Annotated in this window: 18 protein-coding genes; 12 read left to right on the top strand and 6 right to left on the bottom strand. The window is 50.9% G+C overall.

All coding sequences use genetic code 11. The features are described from left to right. The first annotated feature begins 11 nt into the window (after positions 1-11). The 3 genes from IJ22_RS12860 (at position 12) to IJ22_RS12850 (ending at position 3,001) form a co-directional block, all read left to right on the top strand. Positions 12-977, top strand: a complete 966-nt coding sequence (locus IJ22_RS12860) for a Gfo/Idh/MocA family protein (RefSeq protein WP_062409095.1) — start codon at positions 12-14, stop codon at positions 975-977. Between the two features lie 50 nt (positions 978-1,027). After that, positions 1,028-2,062 carry a zinc-dependent alcohol dehydrogenase gene (locus IJ22_RS12855; protein WP_062409094.1) on the top strand — a complete coding sequence of 345 codons (1,035 nt, stop codon included), beginning with the start codon at positions 1,028-1,030 and terminating at the stop codon, positions 2,060-2,062. 63 nt (positions 2,063-2,125) lie between these two features. Further along, entirely contained in the window at positions 2,126-3,001 is an 876-nt protein-coding gene (locus IJ22_RS12850) for an SMP-30/gluconolactonase/LRE family protein (protein ID WP_062409093.1), read from the top strand. 67 nt (positions 3,002-3,068) lie between these two features. Here IJ22_RS12850 and IJ22_RS12845 read toward each other — a convergent pair whose 3' ends face one another. The 6 genes from IJ22_RS12845 to IJ22_RS12820 all read right to left on the bottom strand — a co-directional run bounded on the left by IJ22_RS12845 (position 3,069) and on the right by IJ22_RS12820 (position 10,946). Then, positions 3,069-4,958, bottom strand: coding sequence for a sigma-54-dependent Fis family transcriptional regulator (locus IJ22_RS12845; protein WP_062409092.1), 1,890 nt, complete (start codon positions 4,956-4,958; stop codon positions 3,069-3,071). A 197-nt stretch (positions 4,959-5,155) separates the two neighbouring features. Then, positions 5,156-6,211 carry a 2,3-butanediol dehydrogenase gene (locus IJ22_RS12840; protein WP_054819503.1) on the bottom strand — a complete coding sequence of 352 codons (1,056 nt, stop codon included), beginning with the start codon at positions 6,209-6,211 and terminating at the stop codon, positions 5,156-5,158. A 37-nt stretch (positions 6,212-6,248) separates the two neighbouring features. Next, positions 6,249-7,625: a dihydrolipoyl dehydrogenase gene (gene lpdA / locus IJ22_RS12835; RefSeq protein ID WP_062409091.1), complete on the bottom strand. Its 1,377-nt coding sequence runs from the start codon at positions 7,623-7,625 to the stop codon at positions 6,249-6,251. Between the two features lie 16 nt (positions 7,626-7,641). Continuing rightward, positions 7,642-8,874, bottom strand: a complete 1,233-nt coding sequence (locus tag IJ22_RS12830; protein ID WP_062409090.1) for a dihydrolipoamide acetyltransferase family protein — start codon at positions 8,872-8,874, stop codon at positions 7,642-7,644. Positions 8,875-8,900: 26 nt separating this feature from the next. Beyond that, a complete protein-coding gene (locus tag IJ22_RS12825; RefSeq protein ID WP_054819504.1) occupies positions 8,901-9,935 on the bottom strand; it encodes an alpha-ketoacid dehydrogenase subunit beta in 1,035 nt (344 codons plus the stop codon). A 15-nt stretch (positions 9,936-9,950) separates the two neighbouring features. Continuing rightward, entirely contained in the window at positions 9,951-10,946 is a 996-nt protein-coding gene (locus IJ22_RS12820) for a thiamine pyrophosphate-dependent dehydrogenase E1 component subunit alpha (protein ID WP_062410974.1), read from the bottom strand. Positions 10,947-11,378: 432 nt separating this feature from the next. On the opposite strand from IJ22_RS12820, the gene IJ22_RS12815 reads away from it, so the two are divergent. From IJ22_RS12815 to IJ22_RS12775, 9 genes are all read left to right on the top strand, one after another. Then, positions 11,379-12,089 carry a TerC family protein gene (locus IJ22_RS12815; RefSeq protein ID WP_062409089.1) on the top strand — a complete coding sequence of 237 codons (711 nt, stop codon included), beginning with the start codon at positions 11,379-11,381 and terminating at the stop codon, positions 12,087-12,089. Between the two features lie 303 nt (positions 12,090-12,392). After that, positions 12,393-13,142, top strand: a complete 750-nt coding sequence (locus IJ22_RS12810; RefSeq protein WP_062409088.1) for an SDR family NAD(P)-dependent oxidoreductase — start codon at positions 12,393-12,395, stop codon at positions 13,140-13,142. Positions 13,143-13,164: 22 nt separating this feature from the next. Continuing rightward, positions 13,165-14,454 carry a M20/M25/M40 family metallo-hydrolase gene (locus IJ22_RS12805; RefSeq protein ID WP_062409087.1) on the top strand — a complete coding sequence of 430 codons (1,290 nt, stop codon included), beginning with the start codon at positions 13,165-13,167 and terminating at the stop codon, positions 14,452-14,454. A 38-nt stretch (positions 14,455-14,492) separates the two neighbouring features. Further along, positions 14,493-14,867: a RidA family protein gene (locus tag IJ22_RS12800; protein WP_062409086.1), complete on the top strand. Its 375-nt coding sequence runs from the start codon at positions 14,493-14,495 to the stop codon at positions 14,865-14,867. 75 nt (positions 14,868-14,942) lie between these two features. Further along, on the top strand, positions 14,943-15,878 hold the full coding sequence (locus IJ22_RS12795) for a carbohydrate ABC transporter permease (protein WP_082660795.1): 936 nt from the start codon (positions 14,943-14,945) through the stop codon (positions 15,876-15,878). A gap of 2 nt (positions 15,879-15,880) precedes the next feature. Beyond that, positions 15,881-16,714: a carbohydrate ABC transporter permease gene (locus IJ22_RS12790; RefSeq protein WP_235594315.1), complete on the top strand. Its 834-nt coding sequence runs from the start codon at positions 15,881-15,883 to the stop codon at positions 16,712-16,714. Continuing rightward, positions 16,714-17,826 carry a D-TA family PLP-dependent enzyme gene (locus IJ22_RS12785; RefSeq protein WP_062409085.1) on the top strand — a complete coding sequence of 371 codons (1,113 nt, stop codon included), beginning with the start codon at positions 16,714-16,716 and terminating at the stop codon, positions 17,824-17,826. Before IJ22_RS12790 ends, IJ22_RS12785 begins: the two co-directional genes overlap by 1 nt. After that, positions 17,823-18,899: a DUF4432 family protein gene (locus tag IJ22_RS12780; RefSeq protein ID WP_062409084.1), complete on the top strand. Its 1,077-nt coding sequence runs from the start codon at positions 17,823-17,825 to the stop codon at positions 18,897-18,899. Before IJ22_RS12785 ends, IJ22_RS12780 begins: the two co-directional genes overlap by 4 nt. After that, the gene (locus IJ22_RS12775) at positions 18,896-20,236 is read left to right on the top strand and encodes a hypothetical protein (protein ID WP_062409083.1); all 1,341 of its coding nucleotides are present in this window, start codon (positions 18,896-18,898) and stop codon (positions 20,234-20,236) included. The genes IJ22_RS12780 and IJ22_RS12775 overlap by 4 nt, the downstream gene beginning before the upstream one ends. Positions 20,237-20,245: the final 9 nt, after the last annotated feature.

Genomic DNA, 20,245 nt, shown 5'->3' with positions numbered 1-20,245 from the left:
AAGGGATACGAATGAGCAAGCATCGGATAGGTTTCATTGGGACAGGGGCGGTGGCCGAATTGCATCAGCTGTCCGTTGATAAGCTGGAGCATGCGGAATTGGCCGGAATAACGGATTTGAATCAAGAGCGGCTGAGCAGAAGGGAAAAGGAATGGCAGGCCAAGGCTTATCCCGATGCCCGTGCGCTGATTGAATCCGATGAAATAGACATCATCTATATCCTGTCTCCGGTGGAGGCCCATTATGAACAGGCTGTTCAGGCTTTGAAAGCCGGCAAGCACGTACTGATCGAAAAGCCCGTTGCCATGACCGTAGAGCAGATCCGCGAGATCGGTCGGGTGGCGCAGGAAATGAACCGTATATGCTTTCCCGCTCACAATTATATCTACCATCCGGAAATGATCAAGATGAAGCGCTACATCGAAGAAGGGGCGCTCGGGCAAATATGCAGCGCCTGGTTCACATTTATCATTCATCATAGCGAGGAGCTGGCTTCACACTATCCGGGCGTGATCCGGCAAATCATGACCCATCACCTGTATACGACCCTCTATTTGCTGGGGAAGCCTGAGGCGATGAGCTGTTCCGCGACGAAACTGCACTATCAAACACTGGAACGCGAGGATCAATCGGTTATGCTGCTGGAAATGCCGGGCGGCGCACAAGCGGTTCTCTTTTCAAGCTTTGCTTGTGACGACGATACGAGCAGTCCGTGGACGTACCTGGTCAAGGTGTTGGGTACCCAGGGAGGAATGAATTATTCCTGGAGAGATGTGCTGTATAACCGGGCGATCGGTACGCTTGGCAAAGCCTATCCCAAATATGAGGAATTGTTTTTCTATGAGTCTGAATACTTTATTAATGAATGCATCGACAAGGGGAAGGCTCCGTTATCTACTTTGCAGGATGCGGCGGTGGTTCAGCACATGGTTGAGCTGGCCGAAGCCAATTTGGGCAAACATATGATCTCCTGCTGATGAACGGATAATAAGCGGCTTGGAAATAAGCAGGTAGAGAGGAGCTTGGCATGAGATTGGCGAAAACGATGCAAGCGGTGCAAATCACAGGTCCGAGAATCATTCGCTGCGGCGAACTGGAAGTGCCTGTCTGCAGGGAGGATGAAGTTCTGGTCAAAGTCCATTGTTTAGGCGTCTGCGCTACAGATTTGGAAATCTATCAAGGGACGATGGTCTATTTTCAAACGAATCAATCCTCCTTTCCCGTCATTCCGGGTCATGAGTGGTCGGGGGAAATCATCGCCTTAGGCAGCGAGGTACAGGATTTTAATGTAGGCGACCGGGTCGTTGGGGAGACGACGATAGCGTGCGGGCATTGCTCTTATTGTCAAAAGGGGAGGTATAATCTGTGCCCCAAACGATTGGAAAACGGAGTGCTGGGCAAAGACGGAGCGGCTGCGGAGTACATGGTTTATCCGGCCCATGCGCTTCACCGTTTTGATGCTTCTCTTTCGTATGAGGAAGCTTGCCTGATCGAGCCTGCGGCCGTGGCCTTCCGTGGAGTAAGCAAAATATCGATTACTCCCGAGGATACGGTGGCGGTGATCGGGGCGGGCCCTGTCGGGCTGCTTGCCGTACAGATGGCGAAGGCGTTCGGTGCGAAAAAAGTGGTTCTCTTCGATATCCGCCACCGCCGTTTGGAAATGGGGTTACGCCTCGGTGCGGACGAAACGATGAATGTAAAAGACGGGACAAGGACGGATTTATTTACGGCGGTGGTGGAAGCGACCGGAAATGCTTCCGTTGTGGAATCGCTATTGGACTATATCGTGCCGGGAGGGCGGATTAGTTTGCTTGGATTGTGCGGAGGTAAACGGGCTGCTTTTGACGTGGATCAGTTCGTAACCTACGATCTTGAAATGCATGGGTCATTAGGCAGTCCCGGCGTATGGAAAACCGTGATCGAACTGCTGCAGTCCGGTAAAATAAATACGGCGCCGCTCATCAGCCACCGGTTTGAACTTCACGAATTGGAAAAAGCATTCCAGCTCATGGAGAATAAGGACCCGGATATATTAAAAATCGTGCTCAACGTGGCACGCTGAAATGAATGGAGGCTCGGATAGGGATCGGTGTCCCGATGTTCATTCTGGAGGGGAGAGGATACGATGCATGCAGCAGAACTGGTGCTTGATGGGAAGAATACGCTGGGAGAAGGTCCGGCCTGGGATCATGACAGACAACTTCTGTATTGGGTAGATATCATTGAAGGCAAGATTTGGAGCTTTGATCCGGAAACGAACCAAAGCCGTTTCATTGAAGTAGACCGAATGGTTGGCGCCGCAGTTCCGAAAGCTTCGGGGGGATTCATTGTGGCTGCACAGCATGGCTTCTACAGGCTGAACCCGGCTTCGGACTCATTGATCCCGATCGCCGAGCCGGAAACCGGTCGGCCCAACAACCGCTTCAATGACGGCAAATGTGATGCAAAGGGACGTTTTTGGGCCGGCACGATGGATCATAACCAGGAAGAAATTAGCGGAGCGCTTTATTGTCTGGATCAGAATCTCCAGGTAAGAAAAGTACTTGATGGCGTGGGGATCTCCAATGGCTTGGCCTGGGATAAAGAAAATAAAACGATGTTTTATATTGATTCGGTAACGAAGCAGGTGGCCGCCTTCGATTATGATCTGGAGAGCGGCTCCATTCGTAACAAGCGGACGGTCGTCACCATACCGGAGGGAGAAGGCATACCTGACGGAATGACGATTGACGACGAAGGGATGCTGTGGGTGGCGCAATGGGAAGGCGCTCGAGTTTCGCGTTGGAATCCGGCTACCGGGCAGAGATTGGACTCGATTGCATTGCCTGCTTCCAAAGTCACTTCCGTTGTATTCGGGGGAAAGCATCTGGATGAGCTGTATATTACAACGGCAAGAGTAGGTTTAAGTGAAGAAGAATTGGAGAAGCAGCCGCATGCGGGGGGACTTTTCCGCGTCAAGCTGGGCATCAAAGGCTCGCCGACCTATCGTTTCGAGGGGTAGGCGGGAAGCAAAGCAGCCGCCCCTGGTATGGAAACGGAGGCGGCTGCGAATCTGTTTTTGGCGCCAATCATATATTAAACTTCCGAAGTCTTTTATAAAAAGTGCTCCGGGGTATACCTAATAATTGAGCGGCCATCGTTACATTGCCTTTCGTTTTTTGTAAAGCTTCCGTCATCTGCTCCTTTTGGATTTGATCACGCAAGCTGCAGGGTGCCGGTTCATTTGCCGGGATATGGGTGTTGTTTTGTTCCAGTGAAGGATTTGAAGATAGAGCTCCGCGGATATTTAATCTGTCCAGAACATGCATTGTTTCCAAAGGGGCGATCTCTTCACCCTGGGATACAATGTGCAAACGTTCAAGCACATTGATCAGTTCCCGTATATTGCCGGGCCAATGGTATTCCAATAACCGCTCGAATAATGCCGGATGCAAGGGGATGTTCCATTGATGCTTGCCGCAAAAATATCGGACCAGGTACGGTATGTCTTCTTTCCTTTCACGCAAAGGCGGGACATCGATCGGATAAACATGGAGACGATAATACAAGTCTTCACGAAATTTCCCATCCTTAACAAGCTGGCCAAGGTCGCGATGCGTAGCTGTAATGATTCTGATATCGACAGGAATCTCTTTGGCGCTTCCAAGAGGAACGACTTTTCGTTCCTGGAGAACGCGTAAAAGTGCAACTTGCATCGAATGGGGAATTTCTCCAATCTCATCGAGAAATAAGGTCCCCTGATTCGCTTGTTCAAATTTCCCCTTATACCCATGGCGCCGTGCGCCTGTAAAAGCTCCTTCCGCGTAGCCAAACAATTCGCTTTCCATCAGATCCTTTGGAATCGCTCCGCAATTTACAGCCACAAAGGGTCCGTTTTTCCGCGAACTGTTCTCATGGATGGTTCGGGCAATGACTTCTTTTCCAGTTCCTGTTTCTCCTGAAATATAAACACTGGTGTCGGAGGGGGCCACCCGTTTCATTTCGTCCAGTGTGCGTTGAAAAGCTTGGCTTATACCTTTTTCTCCTTTAAATTCAAACGGGGTAGAGGGAACCTGAGAGATGAAACACAGGGGGGCCGGCTTTATTTTCGCCTCTATAAAATGGACGGCACTTCCGATGATTCCGTTATGAACGTTGGAATAGATGGGGATCTCCATTTGAAGCGCGTATCCATATTCCATGAAGTCATGAGGTTTTGACCCTATCCATCCCGGCATGTTATGACGAATCGGTTTGCTGGCGCATACCACGACTTGCTTATTGTTGCAAATGACGACAGGCCGATCCGTTTCAATGATATCCATGGAACGCTGGATGAGCTCCATCTCATCCTTATGATGGCGTATACTGATTTCACGTTCAATCGAATAAGCAACGGAAGTCACCATCCCGAGCATATAAGGATGGGCACGGTCGACCGGACACGAAACATCGAGGATGCCGATGAGCTTTCCGTCATCGTGGCGAATGGGAGCGGCAGAACAACTCCAGCGATGGGAAGCCACCGAATAGTGTTCCGTACCCGTTACCATGATGGGTTCTTCCGTCGATAAAGCTGTACCGATGGCATTCGTGCCGACTTCGCCCTCCGTCCATCGAACTCCTTCGACAAAATTCATTTTGGATGCGGCCATTTGAACATCTTTATTGCCCGAAATGGATAGAACATAACCTTCCGGATCAATCAATAATGCGATCATGCCCAAATCATTCGCAAAGGAATTCATTCGCTGCAGATGAGGCAGAGCGATATCCTGAAGCAGTGCATTTTTGGCCATTTGGCAGCGAAGCAGATCATCGTTTAAAATCGATCTGCCCTTATCCAGATGAGGATTCACATGCGCGTTCCTGGAACGGTACCAAGATTCAACGATCCTTTGATTGAGGCGCGATGAATCAAGCACACCTTCCCGAACGAAGCGATTCCAAATATCAAGGTTGAATGCGCTTTCAAACATTTTACCCGCTCCTCTGAAATTATGTCGCAGCATATAACTTCAAAGTTTACGTAGGCATGGTTGGTATTCTCCTATTATAACCTTAAAATGGTTTCGCTTACAACGCCGGAATTACAAATTTATCCTCTGTCTGCGCCCGACAACGATTCGCCTCCCGGAAGGAAGCCTCAGGCAAGCGAATCGCTGTCAGGCATTCACTAAACCAATGACGGTGAAACCAGAATTTTGATGTGCTCCTTACTTCGGATCAGTTCTTCAAATCCTTTTTGCGTTAAATCATTGAGGGAGATCTTCCTTGTAATCAATTGATCGACCTGTAATCTTCCTTCCGATATGAGGTCGATGACAGCCGGGAAAATATTGCGGTAAGCCAGCACGCCTTTGATCTCCCGTTCCTTTAGTACGAGGTTGTTTGGAAAAATGGACGCCTGCTTTTCCCAAATGCTAACAATGATGATTTGACCGTCGGTTTTAGCGCAATCTATGGCATCATTCAAGCAGCGGTCAACCCCTGTGACCTCAAAACAAATATCGGCACCGCCGTTGGTGAGCCGGTGAACGGCCTGGATCGCATTTTCTTTTAACGGATGGATGATATGATGGGCTCCCAGGGCCTTGGCCATCTGTTGGCGTTCTTCTGAAACCTCTACAGCAATAATACGGCTGGCTCCTGCCGTGCGGGCCGCTTGGATCACCAGAAGTCCGATGGGACCCGCCCCATAAACAACACAGCTGTCGCCGGCTTTTAATTTGCTTGTGCGGATGGCATGCAGGGCAACGGCAGCCGGTTCGACCAGGGCTCCCTGCTCATAAGACATAGGATCGGGCAGCCGGTGAACCATGCTCTCTTTCACCATGGTAAATTCCGAAAAGCCGCCTCCGCCTCCGCTTAAACCATGAAACCCTAATGTGTCGCAAACGTTGTATAATCCTTTTTGACAAGGAATGCAGGAGCCGCAAGCCAATATCGGTTCAACCGTGACACGGTCCCCAACCTTGACCCTGGTTACCCCTTGGCCGACTTCAACGACTTCGCCGGCAAATTCATGGCCCAAAATAACAGGAGCCTGTTGATGGGTAAGGGCATGCGGTTGATCGGGGATAAAGATGGGGCCCGCCATATATTCGTGTAAATCCGTGCCGCATATGCCGCACCACGCCACCTTGATGTTAACCATTCCCGGTTGAACGACCGGGGCAGGAATTTCATCGATACGTACATCACGGATACCGTACCAAAAAGCAGCTTTCATTTGAACCCCGCCCTTGCAATGAATTTGTCGAAGGCATTCAAGCATGTAAAGCTGGGCCGATGGCGCTGAGCAGAGCCTCGTGAACGGCTTCGGATAATGTCGGATGGGCGGCAATCCAATGCTCCATGACATCCGCAGTCAATTCCGCGTGCAGCATGACCGCGCCTTGCCCGATCAGTTCCGTGGCCCGGGGTCCCACGATAGACATGCCGATAATTTCGTTAAATTCAGGCTCGACCAGCACTTTGACCTTGCCGACAGGCTCATTTAGAATGAGCGCCTTTCCATTCGCAGTGAAAGGGAATTCCCCGATTCGAATATCTCCGTATTGCTGTCTTGCCTGATTTTCGGTCATTCCTACGCCGGCAATTTCAGGCGCTGTATAAATGCAGCGGGGAACCGCCCGATAATTCACTTTTGCATCGCCTCCGCAAGCATGCATCGCAGCTACGGTCCCTTCATGAAATGCGACGTGAGCGAGCTGAATGCCGCCGATGACATCCCCGCATGCATAGATATGAGGAATGTTGGTTTGCATATGTTCATTGACCTTGATGCCCTGCTTGGAAAATTCAACCAGGGTATTTTCCAGGCCCAGCCCTGAAGTCCGGGGCCTTCTTCCAATGGAGACCAGCACATAATCGGCGCTTAGCTCATAGACGCCGCTGCTGTTTTCGAGCCTGGCCTTTTTGTCATGGGAATCCAAATGATGCAGGACCGTTGAAGTATGGATCGTCACACCCGAGTTTTCCAATTGCTGCCGCAGGATAGCGGCAATATCCGCATCTTCGCCCGGAATAAGCTGATCCGCCATCTCAACCATCGTTACTTTGGTGCCCATCCGGCTGTAAATGCTTGCAAATTCGCAGCCGATAACGCCGCCGCCGACAATGAGCAGGGAAGAGGGGATTGCAGGGAGAGCCATGGCTTGGCCGCTATGAACCACCCATCCGTCAAATGGCGCAAACGGCAGGCTAACGGGCTCTGAGCCGGCGGCAATAATGATTTTATCCGCTTCAACGAATACTTGTTTGCCTTCCTGCTCTACACATAAACGGCGATCCGTTTCAAAGCTTGCTTTTCCTTTGAGGACCTTGATTTTATTTTTTTTCATCAAATATCCGATCCCCATGACAAGCTTTTTTACAATATCGTTTTTGTAGCCTTGAACACCGTCCCAATCGATTTCCGCTTCATGGGAGGGGAGGCGTACGCCAAACTGTGCGGCATGTTTGATTTTTTCGGCCGTTTCCGCGCTCTCTAACAAAGACTTTGTCGGCATGCATCCCTCGTTTAAACAAGTGCCTCCCAAATCCTTTTGCTCGATAAGGGTGACTTCTTTACCCTGCCTGGCGGCGACGATCGCCGCCACATATCCTGCAGGTCCCCCTCCAATAACAGCTATTGTTTTCATGAAATTTCCCTTCTTTCTACAGAACCAAACGCAAAGGATTTTCTAAAAAGCTCTTAAGCGTTCGAAGAAACTCAGCAGCCGGCGCCCCATCCAATACCCGATGGTCGAAGGTAAGGCTGAGCGGGAGGAGACTTCTGCGCTGCAAAGCTTCACCCAGGTAGACAGGCGTATCCTGAACGGCTCCAATCCCGAGGATTCCGGCTTCAGGCGGGTTCAATACAGGAGTGAAATGCTCGATGCCGTAAGCGCCGAGATTCGTAATGGTAAAGGTTGAACCCTGCATATGCACGCTGCCTAACTGGCCGTCGCGCGATTGCTGAGCCAAGGATTTGATGAGTCGGGACAAATCCGGCAAAGAGCGTTTTTCGGCATGGCGTATGACAGGGACGACCAGGCCTTTATCCAGGGCGACAGCGATGCCGAGGTGAACGTGGCTGTACGTAAGAATTCGATCGTCGATATAAGCGCTGTTCATTTGTTTGTGCTGCAGCAGAGAAAGGACGGCTGCGCGGGCGATAAAATCGGTTATTGTCAGCTTGACCTCATATTGCTGCCGGATAAATTCGCTGATCTGTTTTTGGAGCGCCAAAAGCTCAGTGACATCGGCTTTTAAGTTGAGCGTGAGTTGGGCGCTATGGCGCAAGCTGTCAAGCATCCGGGTCGCTATGACCTTGCGGATGCCGGTGACCGGCGATTGCACGGTTTGCTCTTCGTCTTCGGATATATCGGGTTCGGACTGCCGGGCCGGTGTGGCGGAGGATTTGTTCGAAATTTCACGTTCGATATCCTCTTTCGTAATCCTTCCCTGCGGGCCGGTTCCTGAAATAGAAGCGATATCCAATCCGGCGGCCTCCGCCATTTTTCGAGCGATAGGGGAGATCCTGATCTCCCCTTTCTTTTGAGATCCGGCGGCCTCCGCTGAAGCGGCCGTTTCTACACTTGCAGCGGGAGAGTTTTGATTTTGGGCTGCGGGTTGGGCCGTAGCTGCAGCAGGTCTGTTCACTTTTTCATCCGGATGGCCGATATAGCCGATGACTGCTCCCGGAGGAACACCCTGCCCTTCGGGTACAACGATCTCCAAAAGAACTCCGTCTGCAGGGCATTCCAGTTCCATCTCGATTTTCTCCGAACTGATATCGGCAATGATTTCTCCTTTGGCAACCGTATCTCCGGCTTGTTTATGCCAAATGGAAACCGTTCCTTCTTTCATTGCCATTCCTAATTTAGGCATTACAATGTCTACAGCCATTGGTTTTCCCACCGATCATGTTGAAATTAGACGCTTTGCAGCGATTTGTCCCCCAAAAGCTCAGCCACAACGGCCAGTACCTTTTGCGGTGTCGGCAAGTAAATATCCTCCAGCGGAGGAGAGAAGGGGACAGGGGTATGGGGTGCCGTAATCCGTTTAATCGGCGCGTCCAGACTATCGAATCCTTTATCCGCGACCAATGCGGCGATATCCGTCGCTATACTGCATCGGGGATTGGCTTCGTCAATGACAATAAGCCGGTTGGTTTTGCTTACCGAGGCCAGTATCGTATCTTCATCAAGCGGGGACAAGCTTCGCGGATCGACGACTTCCGCCTCGATCCCTTTGCCCGCAAGCTGTTCTGCGGCCTTTAATGCCGTGTGCACTTGTTTGCCGATCGCCACAATGGTCAGGTCGGAGCCTGCCCGTTTAATGTCCGCTTGGCCTAACGGAATCGTATAATACCCTTCGGGAACCTCGCCGGTCGCATTATACAGCGTCTTATCCTCAAAAAAGACCACGGGATCGTTATCTTCAATAGCGGCCAGCAGCAGGCCTTTCGCATCGTAAGGGGTAGAGGGAACGACAACCTTAAGCCCCGGAATGCTCGTAAAAAGCGCGTACAGGCTTTGAGAGTGCTGTGCTGCCGCCCGGAAGCCGGCGCCATACGTCGTACGTATCGTGACGGGCACCTGCGTTTTGCCCCCGAACATATAGCGGAATTTAGCGCCTTGATTAAGGACTTGATCCAAACAGCTGCCAATGAAATCATTAAACATGAGCTCGGCGATCGGTCTTAATCCTGTAGCGGCTGCCGTCATCGCGGCTCCGATGAATCCTGCCTCGGTAATGGGCGTATCGAGAACCCGTTCGCGGCCGAATTCCTGGACCAGGCCCTTCGTAACCCCCAATACACCGCCCCAGGCTTCATCATTTTGCAAATGGTCAACGCCGCCTCCGCCCGCCACGTCTTCGCCAAGCAAAATGACATTTTCGTCTTTACGCATGGCAAGCTTCATCGCTTCATTAATTGCCGATGACATACTTAATTTTCTGGCCATCTTGGTATCCCCCTTTTAATAAGATACATAAACATCGGTTAGCAGCTCGGATTCGTCAGGGAAGGGGCTTTGTTCCGAATATTCGATAGCCGCCTCGACCGCTTGATCTATGGATGTTTCGATTTCAGCCAGATCCGCTTCTGTAAACAGCTGCTGATTCAGCAAATAAGCTCTGAATTGCTGAATGGCATCCTTTTCATTTAGATGCTCTTTTTTCTCCTCTTCTTTTTTATATTTTTGAGCATCTCCTTCAAAGTGTCCGTAGTTGCGGTAGGTGACACATTCGATTAATGTCGGGCCCTCGCCTCTGCGCGCTCTTTGTATGGCTTCCTCCGCAGCTTGATAGACGGCAAGCACGTCCTTTCCGTCGACCCGGATGCCCGGAATGTTGTAAGCGATTGCACGTTCGGCGATCGTTTTGCAGCTAGAGGCCATATGAAACGGGGTTGCTTCCCCATAGCCGTTATTTTCCGCTATGAACACAACAGGCAGCTTCCAAATGGAGGCCAAATTGATTCCCTCATGAAAGGTTCCCTGATTATTCGCGCCGTCGCCGAAAAAGCATACGCTTACCGCATTGGTTTTCTTATATTTGGCGGTTAATGCAGAACCGCATGCCAGCGGATATCCGCCGCCTACGATCCCGTTTGCGCCCAGCATGCCTTTATTAAAGTCGGCGATGTGCATGGACCCGCCTTTTCCTTTGCAGAGCCCGGTTGCTTTTCCGAACAGTTCGGCCATCATGCCATCCAAATCGCAGCCTTTGGCAATACAATGGCCATGTCCGCGGTGTGTGCTGGTAATACTGTCCTTATCGTCAAGGTGTGCGCACACGCCAACAGCGACCGCTTCCTCACCGGCATACAAATGAACGAATCCGGGCAGCTTTCCCTGGGCAAACAACTCATGAACCTTATCCTCGAACTTACGAATTTCCAGCATTTTTTGAAAGATCCAGCCGGCTTTTTCTCTGCTTAACGTGATCTTCTTGTCCTGCACAACGTCTACCATACGTTCAACCTCCTCTTGAATTTGAAATGACATGGCCTGCAGCTTGTGAATAAGCGGCAGCGGCAATCCGTTTCGCCGCCTTCACACCAAATAACTAAGCAAAAACTGTGCCAAACCAAATCTCCCGCAGCAATGGCCGTTTTGTGCCCATGTCCCATAAAAAGTAGACAAAATGAGAATGGAGTCTCGTTTTGTCTACTTTTGTTCCCGATTTTACCGGTATAGAACTGGCATGGATGCATATTGTGCCATGAAGCGGAAATTTTTTTCTTTTGAAAAAGGAGAAAATATAGTATTGTGTAATATATATGCTACACATATTGACTTCTGGGAGGATTGCAATGAAAAAATGCATCACAGGCTTGTAGATCTTGAATGTAAGCCCTTACGGTAATGATTCTATTCTTCATTTATAAAAGGAGCGACAGGTGGATGGAAGGGGCATTTCTGGTTGGACTGCTGAAGATTATTTTGATTAATATTGTATTAAGTGGTGATAATGCGGTTGTAATCGCTTTAGCGTGCCGTAATTTGCCTCAGAACCAGCAGAAAAAGGCCGTAGTTTGGGGGAGTTTTGGCGCCATCGCATTAAGAGTCATTTTGACGTTCGTCGCCGTTTGGCTTCTGCAAATTCCTTTTGTACAAGTAGCCGGCGGATTTCTGCTGTTGTACATTGCCGTTAAGCTGTTAAAAGGCGGGGAAGATGAAGAACACTTGAAGTCCGGATCTACGATAACCGAGGCGATTAAAACCATTATCATTGCCGATTTTGTCATGAGCTTGGACAATGTGCTTGCAGTAGCCGGAGCAGCCGGCGGGAATCTTGTTCTGATCGGCCTGGGTCTGGCGATCAGTATACCTCTGATTATTTGGGGCAGCCAATTGCTCATGCGCCTCATGAACCGGTTCCCCATCATTGTGTGGCTGGGTGCCGGACTGCTTGGATATACAGCGGGAGAAATGGTATTAAGCGACAAGGCCGTGGGAGGTTATTTGGAATCGGTGTTCCCGGCGGGCCACTATGTGCTTCCGATCGGACTGGCTGTGCTTGTTATCGTTCTTGGAAAATTGGCTTCAAAGAAAAAAGGGAAAGAAAGCAGCGACGCCGTCATCGCCGAAGATGTTCATTCCACAGTGTCATAAATCATCCGGCATGGACGGCCGGATAGAGATTTGACTCCAAGGTATCGTGTCGGAACAATCATGCATATGGAAAACACCAAAAAGCTTAGTGAAGAAGCTGAAACTTCTTTACTAAGCTTTTTAGGCATTGCCGCATTGATGTGCCGCACCATGCCCCGGAAAACAAAATATATTTAACCTCATTAAACAACAGAATATTTAAAAAATTTAGAAAATTGTTATTGAATTATTAGCGTGTGTGAAGTACTATTTAGTTAGAAAAGAACATTAACTAACTAACATAAGGCTAAAGGAGTTGATGGTGTGAAATTACAGAACAAAACGGCCATTGTAACAGGGGCCGGCCGGGGGATCGGAAAGGCTATCGCCAAGAAGTTTCTTCAGGAAGGCGCACAGGTGGTCATTTGTGATCTGGGAGAAACAAGATTACATAACGCGGCCAAAGAATTGAGTGAATATGGAACTGTGCACCGTATTACGGTTGACGTGACGAAGCGGGAGCAGGTTTTGGAGCTGGTGAAATTTACGAAAACGACATTCGGATCCATTGATATTCTGGCCAATAATGCGGGAATTGCCCGTTTCGAACCGTTCTTGGACATCACGGATCAAAATTGGCAGGATACACTGAATGTGAATTTGACAGGTGTCTTTCTGTGCTCCCAATTGGTTGCACACGAAATGAAACAACAACATGCAGGGGTCATCGTGAACATGGCTTCGACGAATGGAATATTGGGCGAAAAAGGTCTTGCTCATTATAATGCAACGAAAGCAGGGGTTATCCTGCTTGGCAAATCGATGGCGATCGAGCTTGCGCCGTTTAACATTCGGGTCAATTCGGTCTGTCCGGGATTCATACTGACCGAATTGGCGCTGGAAGGCGGCATGTCCAAGGAGGAAGTCCAAAACTACACTTCCAAAATTCCCTTGAACCGTTACGGCAAGGTGGAGGATGTCGCCAACGCATTTGCTTTTCTCGCTTCAGAGGAAGCGTCATTTATAACAGGAACGGAATTGGTCGTAGACGGCGGACAGATCTGTCAAGAATAAGCGAATGGGAAGGGGGCTATTCATGCTCGCTAACATCAGCCGGTGGGTAGATGAACATCGCCAGTATATTTTGGATTTTAACAGGTCCCTGGTTTCGATCCCGAGCGAAAATCATTATCCTGTGGGCGACGAAAAACAGATTCAGGAATTTATCTATCATTTTTTAAGCACGTTGAATTGTGACATGGATATGTTTCTGCCGACCGATGTACCGGGCCTGACGGAACATCAAGCCTATCTGGGCAATCGGAAGTATGAGAACCGTCCTAATGTTGTGGCAAGAAAGCGGGGAAAGGGCGGCGGAAGGTCGCTGATCTTCACCGGGCATGTAGATACGGTACCCAGAGGAGAAGACCCCTGGTCGGTCGATCCCTTCTCCGGAACAGTAAAAGACGGCAAGCAGTACGGGTTGGGCCTGTTCGACATGAAGGGCGGGATGGCGGCGGCTATGATGGCTCTCCAGCTGCTCGAAGATCTGAAGATTGCCTTAAAGGGAGACGTCATCATCGAGACCGTCGTCGATGAAGAGTATGGAGGCGCAAACGCCACGCTGGCCTGCGTGTTAAAAGGCTACGAAGCGGACTTGGCCATCGTGCCGGAACCGTCCAATCTCGCCATTTGCCCGGCCAATCAGGGCGGCAGTATGTTCCGAATCACCTTCCGGGGGCGTCCGGGCCGTTCCTTCAGCGGAGAGCCTTTGATCAATCCCGTCTTTGCCGCAGCAAGATTCCTTACGATCTTCCATCAGTTTGAAACCGATCACCGCAGAAAGAGATCCCAATCCCGTTGGTTCGTGAATGACCACGGCCTGCCCGCGTACGTACAAAGCGTGAAAGCGGGTCCCGTTAACTCGCCTCTAAGCGACAGGGTGCCAAGCCACTGTACGATCGATGTATGGATTCAGTGTTATCCGGAGACAACGGAAGAGGAGCTGCGCCGCGACTTCGAAAATTATTACAGGGAAAAGGCTGCCCATGATGACATTCTCCGCGATATGCCGCCTGTCATTGAGAAATTGATCCGTTTTCTGCCGGGGACAGGCATTCCTGAGGATCATCCTTCTTTAGAGGTGCTGTCCAAGGTGGCCCAAACCGTATATCCCGGCGGTCTTCCCGTACAAGGAGCGGCCTTTGCCTGCGACTCCTTCGTATTTAATCTTTACAGCCGGACACCGGCGGTCATCTGGGGACCCAAAGGCGGAAATGCCCATGCTCCTGATGAGTATATCGAGGTGGAGGACTTTTTCCTGCTGGTGAAGCTGTATGCGCTGGCCATGACGGAATGGTGCGGAGTTGACGGCAGTACGGAATGACCAACCGATGACCATTGATAAAAAGGGAGGAATAGACAATGAAAAAACAACTGCTGACCCGTCTGGCGCCGGCTCCTGCGGGTCCTTACTCGCAAGGGATCCAATTCGGCAATACGATCTATACGGCGGGACAAGGACCGATCGATGCCGAAACGGGAAAGGTTCAAGGTGATACGATCGAAGAACAAACGGCTAAAACGCTGGATAACCTCAAGTACATATTGGAGCAAGCCGGCGCTACGTTTGACGATGTGGTGAAAGTGACGGTCCATCTAAGCGACCTGGGGGATTTTCAGGCCTTTAACGAAGTGTATAAACGCTACTTTAAGGAGCCTTATCCTGTTCGTACAACCGTAGGCAGCCAACTGCTGGGCATCAAAGTGGAAATCGACGCCGTGGCCATTCTCAAATAAAATCTGATGCATCCGGGCAAATCGTTATACCGTTGGAATAGTGGATACAAAGGTCATATGGAATTGGGGTGAGCCATGGAAATTGAAAAAGGTACGGTCGGATCAGGAATAAAGAAGAAAGAACAAAAAATTCGCCGCAGCAGCCGGATCATCGGGAAAACAACGCCGTATCTCTGGCTGCTTCCGAGTATCAGCCTCATCGTATTCATTACCGTTTTCCCGATTTACGAGCTATTTTCCGCTTCCGTGTCCCAAATCAGCTTATCCGGAGTGAAGAAAGGATATATCGGATTTCGCAATTTCTCCAACGTCCTGAGCGACGCCGTATTTTTGACGGTTTTAAAAAACACGCTGATCTGGACGGTTAGCGTAGTCGGCATCAGCACCGTGCTGTCACTGGGAATCGCACAGCTGCTGAACAGGGATTTTCCCGGGCGGCGATGGGTGCGTGCCGCCCTGATTATCCCATGGGCGGTATCCTTGATTATTACCTCCGTGATTTGGAAATGGATTCTCGATTACAACTACGGTGCCTTGAATTTGATTCTGCTTAAGCTCAACCTGATTAATGAAAATATCTTCTGGCTGGCTTCGCCGTCGACTTCTTTTCCTGCGATGATCGGAGTGGGGATATTCGTGACGATTCCTTTTACGAGCTTTGTGCTCCTCTCCGGCCTGCAGTCGATCTCCGCCGAATTGTACGAATCCGCCAGTGTGGACGGCGCAAACGCCTGGAGCCAGTTTTATCATGTCACCCTGCCGCTTTTAAGACAGCCTCTGACCATCAGTACGGTGCTCAACACCATCTATGTTTTCAATTCGTTCCCTATCATCTGGTCGATGACCAAAGGGGATCCTGTCCATCAGACGGATACCATCATTACCTATCTGTACAAGCTGGCCTTTGCCGCTCATAAGATGGGTGAAGCCGCCGCCGTATCCGTGATCAGTTTTCTTCTTCTATTGTTGTTTTCCATTATTTACACGACCATTGCCTTGAGGAGGGAATAGCCGTGCCAAGGTCAATGAGAATTCAAAATGCATTCCTTTCCATGTTCGCTTATGTTCTCTTTGCTGTCATGGTTTTTCCTTACCTGATCATGCTGATCGTTTCATTAAAAAGCAAGGCCGAGGTCTATTCGATCCCCCCGACCTTCTTTCCGGTCAACTGGACATTTTCCAACTTTGCGGATATTTGGCATATGGTGCCGTTGGCCGATTATTTGCTGAACACCGTCGTGATTGCGGGCGGCGCCACGGCTTTGGCGTTGATCTGTGCAATTCCGGCCGCTTACGTGCTGGCACGGATGAAATTTAAAGGGAAACAAATGTATTTGTATCTGATTATGATAACGCAGATGTTCTCGCCGATCGTGCTGCTTGTCGGCTTGTTCCGCGAAATGCATTGGCTAGGTCTGATGGATTCGGTCTGGGGACTTGTTCTCACCAATGCCGCCTTCAATCAGGCGTTTGCGGTGTGGATACTCAGCGGTTATTTCTCGACGATCCCGTATGAGCTTGAACAGGCCGCCTGGCTGGACGGTTGTACGAAATGGCAGGCCCTGCGCAGGATTACGCTGCCCTTGGCCGTTCCGGGGATCATGACCACCGTCATTTTTGTTTTCATTGCCGCATGGAATGAGTTCGCCGTCGCGTTGACCTTCATTTCGACGGAAACGTCGAAGCCGCTGACCGTCGGAATTTACGCTTTCTTCGGCATGTATGACGTCCAATGGCAGTATGTGTTCGCCACCTCGCTGGTAGCGATCGTGCCGGTCGTTATTCTTTTTCTCAGCATCGAGAAGTATTTAATTAGCGGACTTACGGCAGGAGGAGTGAAGCATTGATGGAAAGTGAAGCAGCTTTAGGAATCGAATCCATAGACACCCCGGCGCTGGTCGTGGATTTGGACATCATGGAAAGAAATATGAAGCGGATGGCTTTAAGAGCGGAGGAAGCGGGAGTGCGTCTTCGGCCGCATGTAAAAACCCATAAAAGCCCCTGGATCGCCTTGAAGCAGCTGCAGTATGGAGCGTTCGGCATTACCGTGGCCAAAATCGGGGAGGCCGAAGTGATGCGAAAGCACGGGATTACCGACATTCTGATCGCCTATCCGATCGTCGGAGAGCAGAAGCTTCGGCGGCTGGAGAAGCTGGCCGCTCATGCCGAGGTAACCGTAGCTTTGGACAGTGTGGAAGCGGCGCGCGGGATTTCCGAGGTTGGCCGCCGGCTCGGCAAAACCATGTCCTTATACATTGATGTGGATACGGGGCTGCAGCGCTGCGGAAGACAGCCGGGGGAAGAAACGCTTCAGCTCGCCAGGGATATCGCCAAGCTGCCGTTTGTTCGCATAACCGGGCTAATGACCCATGCGGGCCACTCCTACAAGGCGGATTCTCAGGAAGAACGGATTCGCATCAGCCGACTGGAAGGAGCGCTGCTGGCGGAAACCAAACGGCTTATTGAGGAAAAGCTCGGGCTGGATATTCCGGAGATCAGCGTGGGTTCGACGCCGACATCGTTTCACTGCAAGGAGGTTGAAGGCATTACAGAAATCAGGCCGGGCACCTACGTTTTCAACGACGCGACGATGGTCTCGCTAGGGCTCGCCGGGATTGTCGATTGCGCCTTGACGATCCATACAACGGTAGTCAGCAGACCTTCGGAAGACCGTGCGGTCATCGATGCGGGCTCCAAAACCCTCTCCTCGGATAAAGGGGCTTATACGGAGGGATACGGATGCATTCGTTCGGCTCCGCAAGTCCGGATTGACCGGCTTTCCGAGGAACATGGGGTCATGCTTACTGCACATGATTTTCCTGTCTCCATTGGCGGCCGGCTGGAGATCATTCCCAACCATGTTTGCCCGACGGTAAACCTGGCGGATGAATTGATCGGTATCCGAAACGGAAAGGTGGAAACCGTGATTCCGGTTGAAGCAAGGGGAAAAAACAAATGAGGGAAGCCCATTACGGATGCCGCATCGATCCTTACGGGACCTACAAAGGCATGAGAACGCTGGTGCTGCAGAACGAATTGATCCGGATGTCGATATTGCTCGATAAGGGATCGGACATTTTCGAATTATTGTATAAGCCCAAGGATGTCGATTTCATGTGGCGATCCCCGATCGGGCTGAGGCATCCGCCTATCCCCGCTTCCATGCAGAATCCCCAGGGCATTTTTACGGATTATTATCACGGAGGCTGGCAGGAGCTGTTTCCTTCGGCCAGCGGACCTTCCTATTACCAGGGCGCCCATCTTGGCTTTCATGGCGAGGTGGCGACATGTCCGTGGGAGTTTGCCGTTCTCGTCGACGAGCCGGAGGCAGTAGAGGTGCTTCTCACGACCAAAACATTAAGAACGCCCTTTATTCTGGAGAAAAGAATCCGCCTGGAAGCGGGCCGGCCGGTCATCCAATTTCGTGAGACGATCCATAATTACGGCAGGACGGAGCTTGACTTCATGTGGGGTCATCATCCCAGCTATGGAGCTCCTTTCTTAAGCGAGGACTGCATTCTCGAGCTTCCGGATTGCACGATTATTACCTCGGACAAAGCGGAGCCATCAAACCGCCTACCGCACGGCAACCGCTTTGACTGGCCGTACGCTGTCGATGTACATGGAAAACCGGCGGATTTGCGTAAAATTGGAGGCATCGGCGCCGAAACTACGGATATGTTTTATGCGACGGCCTATAAGGAGGGCTGGTATGCCCTGACCAACCGCCGCATGAATCTGGGCATAGGGATGGCGTGGCCTGTGGACGATTTTCCCCATCTGTGGATTTGGCAGGAGTTTGGCGGAACGAAGGGCTATCCGTGGTACGGTAACGCTTATACGGTCGTCATCGAACCTTTCACCAGCCGTCCGTCGATCGGGGAAGACGGCCTTAATGAAGCGATCCGCAACGGAACGGCGAAGAAAATACGCGCAGGGGATAAGATCAGCAAGGAATTAAAGGTTGTTATCTATGAAACCGACAGAGGCGTGGAGAAAATCTTACCGACAGGCGAGGTGATCGAACGGTGAAAGCGGGCTGCTGCAAGATCGATATCACGCCGCAAACCGGTACTCCTATCGGCGGAAACATTCGTCAGGATAACCGGTCCAAGGGCGTACATGATCCTTTATATGCCAATTTCCTGTATTTGAACGACGGAAGGCATGCTTTGTTGTTCATCGGACTGGATTTGATCGGCATTTTCGCATCGTTCGGAAGGCTTATTAAGGAAGGCATCCGCGAAAGAACGGGAATCCTGCCCGAGAGCATCATCCTGTTCGCCACACATACCCATTCCGGGCCTGATGTGATGGAAGCCTTCAAGGACGAATACGATCCGCTCGTCATCTCGTATATTGAAGAACTGACCCGCAAAGTGATCGAAGGGGCCGTCCTATGCACGGACAACGTCTGGGAAGCGGCGGTCGGTATCGGCAAAGGATATGAAGACGCGCTTAGCTTTAACCGGCGCATCATGATGCAGGACGGAACGCTGCGCATGAACTGGGAAGGGCTGGATCCCTCCCAGGTGAAATCTGCGGCCGGGCCGATCGACCCGGATGTATTCGTGATTTCGGTTGCGGACGAACGGCGGGCCATCCGCTCGATCTTGGTTCATTTTACGCTTCATACCGCTGTACTGGTCGGTAAGGATGGGTTGATATCGAGGGACTATGTGCACAGCTTGACCGAACGCTTGGAGCACCGGTTCGGCCGGGATACGGTTGTGCTCTTTGCGAACGGCGCCGAAGGGGATATCAATCATATCGATATATCCAATCCGGGGCAGGCGCGCGATTTTGGGGAGGCGGAGCGCATCGGAAGCCGGTTGGCGGGTCGGGTGCTCGATGTTCTGCCGACATTGAAGTATTCGGCTGCGCTCCGGTTGAAAAGCGTTTCGAAACCGGTTTTACTCCCGAGAAGAAGGATTACGGAGGAACAGGTCCGGCACGCCCTGCAGCTTCTGGAAAATGCAGGATGGAGCATTCCCTCTCTGCTTGACGGCGTGCCGGATGAAGCTTATGCCAAAGAAATATTGATCCTCAGTCAACATAAAGCCGAGTTTCTGCAAACGGAGCTTCAAGCGGTTCAAATCGGAGACCATGCGCTGCTGAGCCTGCCGTGCGAGCTTTTTGCAGAACTGGGTCTGGCTATAAAAGAACGGTCCCCTTATCTCTATACCCTGATTGTGGGGATGGCGAACGATTATATAGGATATGTGCCTACGGAACGCGCTTTTGAAGAAGGAGGATATGAAATCAAAACCGCAAGAACCAGTCAGCTCACGCCGCAGGCCGGAGAGCTGATCGTTCGGGAGTCCATCGGCCTGTTAAACGGACTTAAAGGGGGTGAGAGCATCCCGTAACGGACCCAT

The sequence above is a fragment of the Paenibacillus naphthalenovorans genome, from assembly GCF_001465255.1.
Classification (GTDB): Bacteria; Bacillota; Bacilli; order Paenibacillales; family NBRC-103111; genus Paenibacillus_G; species Paenibacillus_G naphthalenovorans.
Note: the sequence above shows the minus strand (reverse complement) of the source record. Positions and strands in the feature narration are given on the sequence as shown.

What these genes read in the sequence shown, in the direction of transcription:
- IJ22_RS12815 (WP_062409089.1), top strand. Translation starts at nt 11,379, where the DNA reads ATGGAAGGGGCATTTCTGGTTGGACTGCTGAAGATTATTTTGATTAAT.
- IJ22_RS12800 (WP_062409086.1), top strand. Translation starts at nt 14,493, where the DNA reads ATGAAAAAACAACTGCTGACCCGTCTGGCGCCGGCTCCTGCGGGTCCT.
- IJ22_RS12805 (WP_062409087.1), top strand. Translation starts at nt 13,165, where the DNA reads ATGCTCGCTAACATCAGCCGGTGGGTAGATGAACATCGCCAGTATATT.
- IJ22_RS12820 (WP_062410974.1), bottom strand. Translation starts at nt 10,946, where the DNA reads ATGGTAGACGTTGTGCAGGACAAGAAGATCACGTTAAGCAGAGAAAAA.
- IJ22_RS12845 (WP_062409092.1), bottom strand. Translation starts at nt 4,958, where the DNA reads ATGTTTGAAAGCGCATTCAACCTTGATATTTGGAATCGCTTCGTTCGG.
- IJ22_RS12795 (WP_082660795.1), top strand. Translation starts at nt 14,943, where the DNA reads ATGGAAATTGAAAAAGGTACGGTCGGATCAGGAATAAAGAAGAAAGAA.
- IJ22_RS12825 (WP_054819504.1), bottom strand. Translation starts at nt 9,935, where the DNA reads ATGGCCAGAAAATTAAGTATGTCATCGGCAATTAATGAAGCGATGAAG.
- IJ22_RS12830 (WP_062409090.1), bottom strand. Translation starts at nt 8,874, where the DNA reads ATGGCTGTAGACATTGTAATGCCTAAATTAGGAATGGCAATGAAAGAA.
- IJ22_RS12840 (WP_054819503.1), bottom strand. Translation starts at nt 6,211, where the DNA reads ATGAAAGCTGCTTTTTGGTACGGTATCCGTGATGTACGTATCGATGAA.
- IJ22_RS12785 (WP_062409085.1), top strand. Translation starts at nt 16,714, where the DNA reads ATGGAAAGTGAAGCAGCTTTAGGAATCGAATCCATAGACACCCCGGCG.
- IJ22_RS12860 (WP_062409095.1), top strand. Translation starts at nt 12, where the DNA reads ATGAGCAAGCATCGGATAGGTTTCATTGGGACAGGGGCGGTGGCCGAA.
- IJ22_RS12780 (WP_062409084.1), top strand. Translation starts at nt 17,823, where the DNA reads ATGAGGGAAGCCCATTACGGATGCCGCATCGATCCTTACGGGACCTAC.
- IJ22_RS12855 (WP_062409094.1), top strand. Translation starts at nt 1,028, where the DNA reads ATGAGATTGGCGAAAACGATGCAAGCGGTGCAAATCACAGGTCCGAGA.
- lpdA (WP_062409091.1), bottom strand. Translation starts at nt 7,625, where the DNA reads ATGAAAACAATAGCTGTTATTGGAGGGGGACCTGCAGGATATGTGGCG.
- IJ22_RS12850 (WP_062409093.1), top strand. Translation starts at nt 2,126, where the DNA reads ATGCATGCAGCAGAACTGGTGCTTGATGGGAAGAATACGCTGGGAGAA.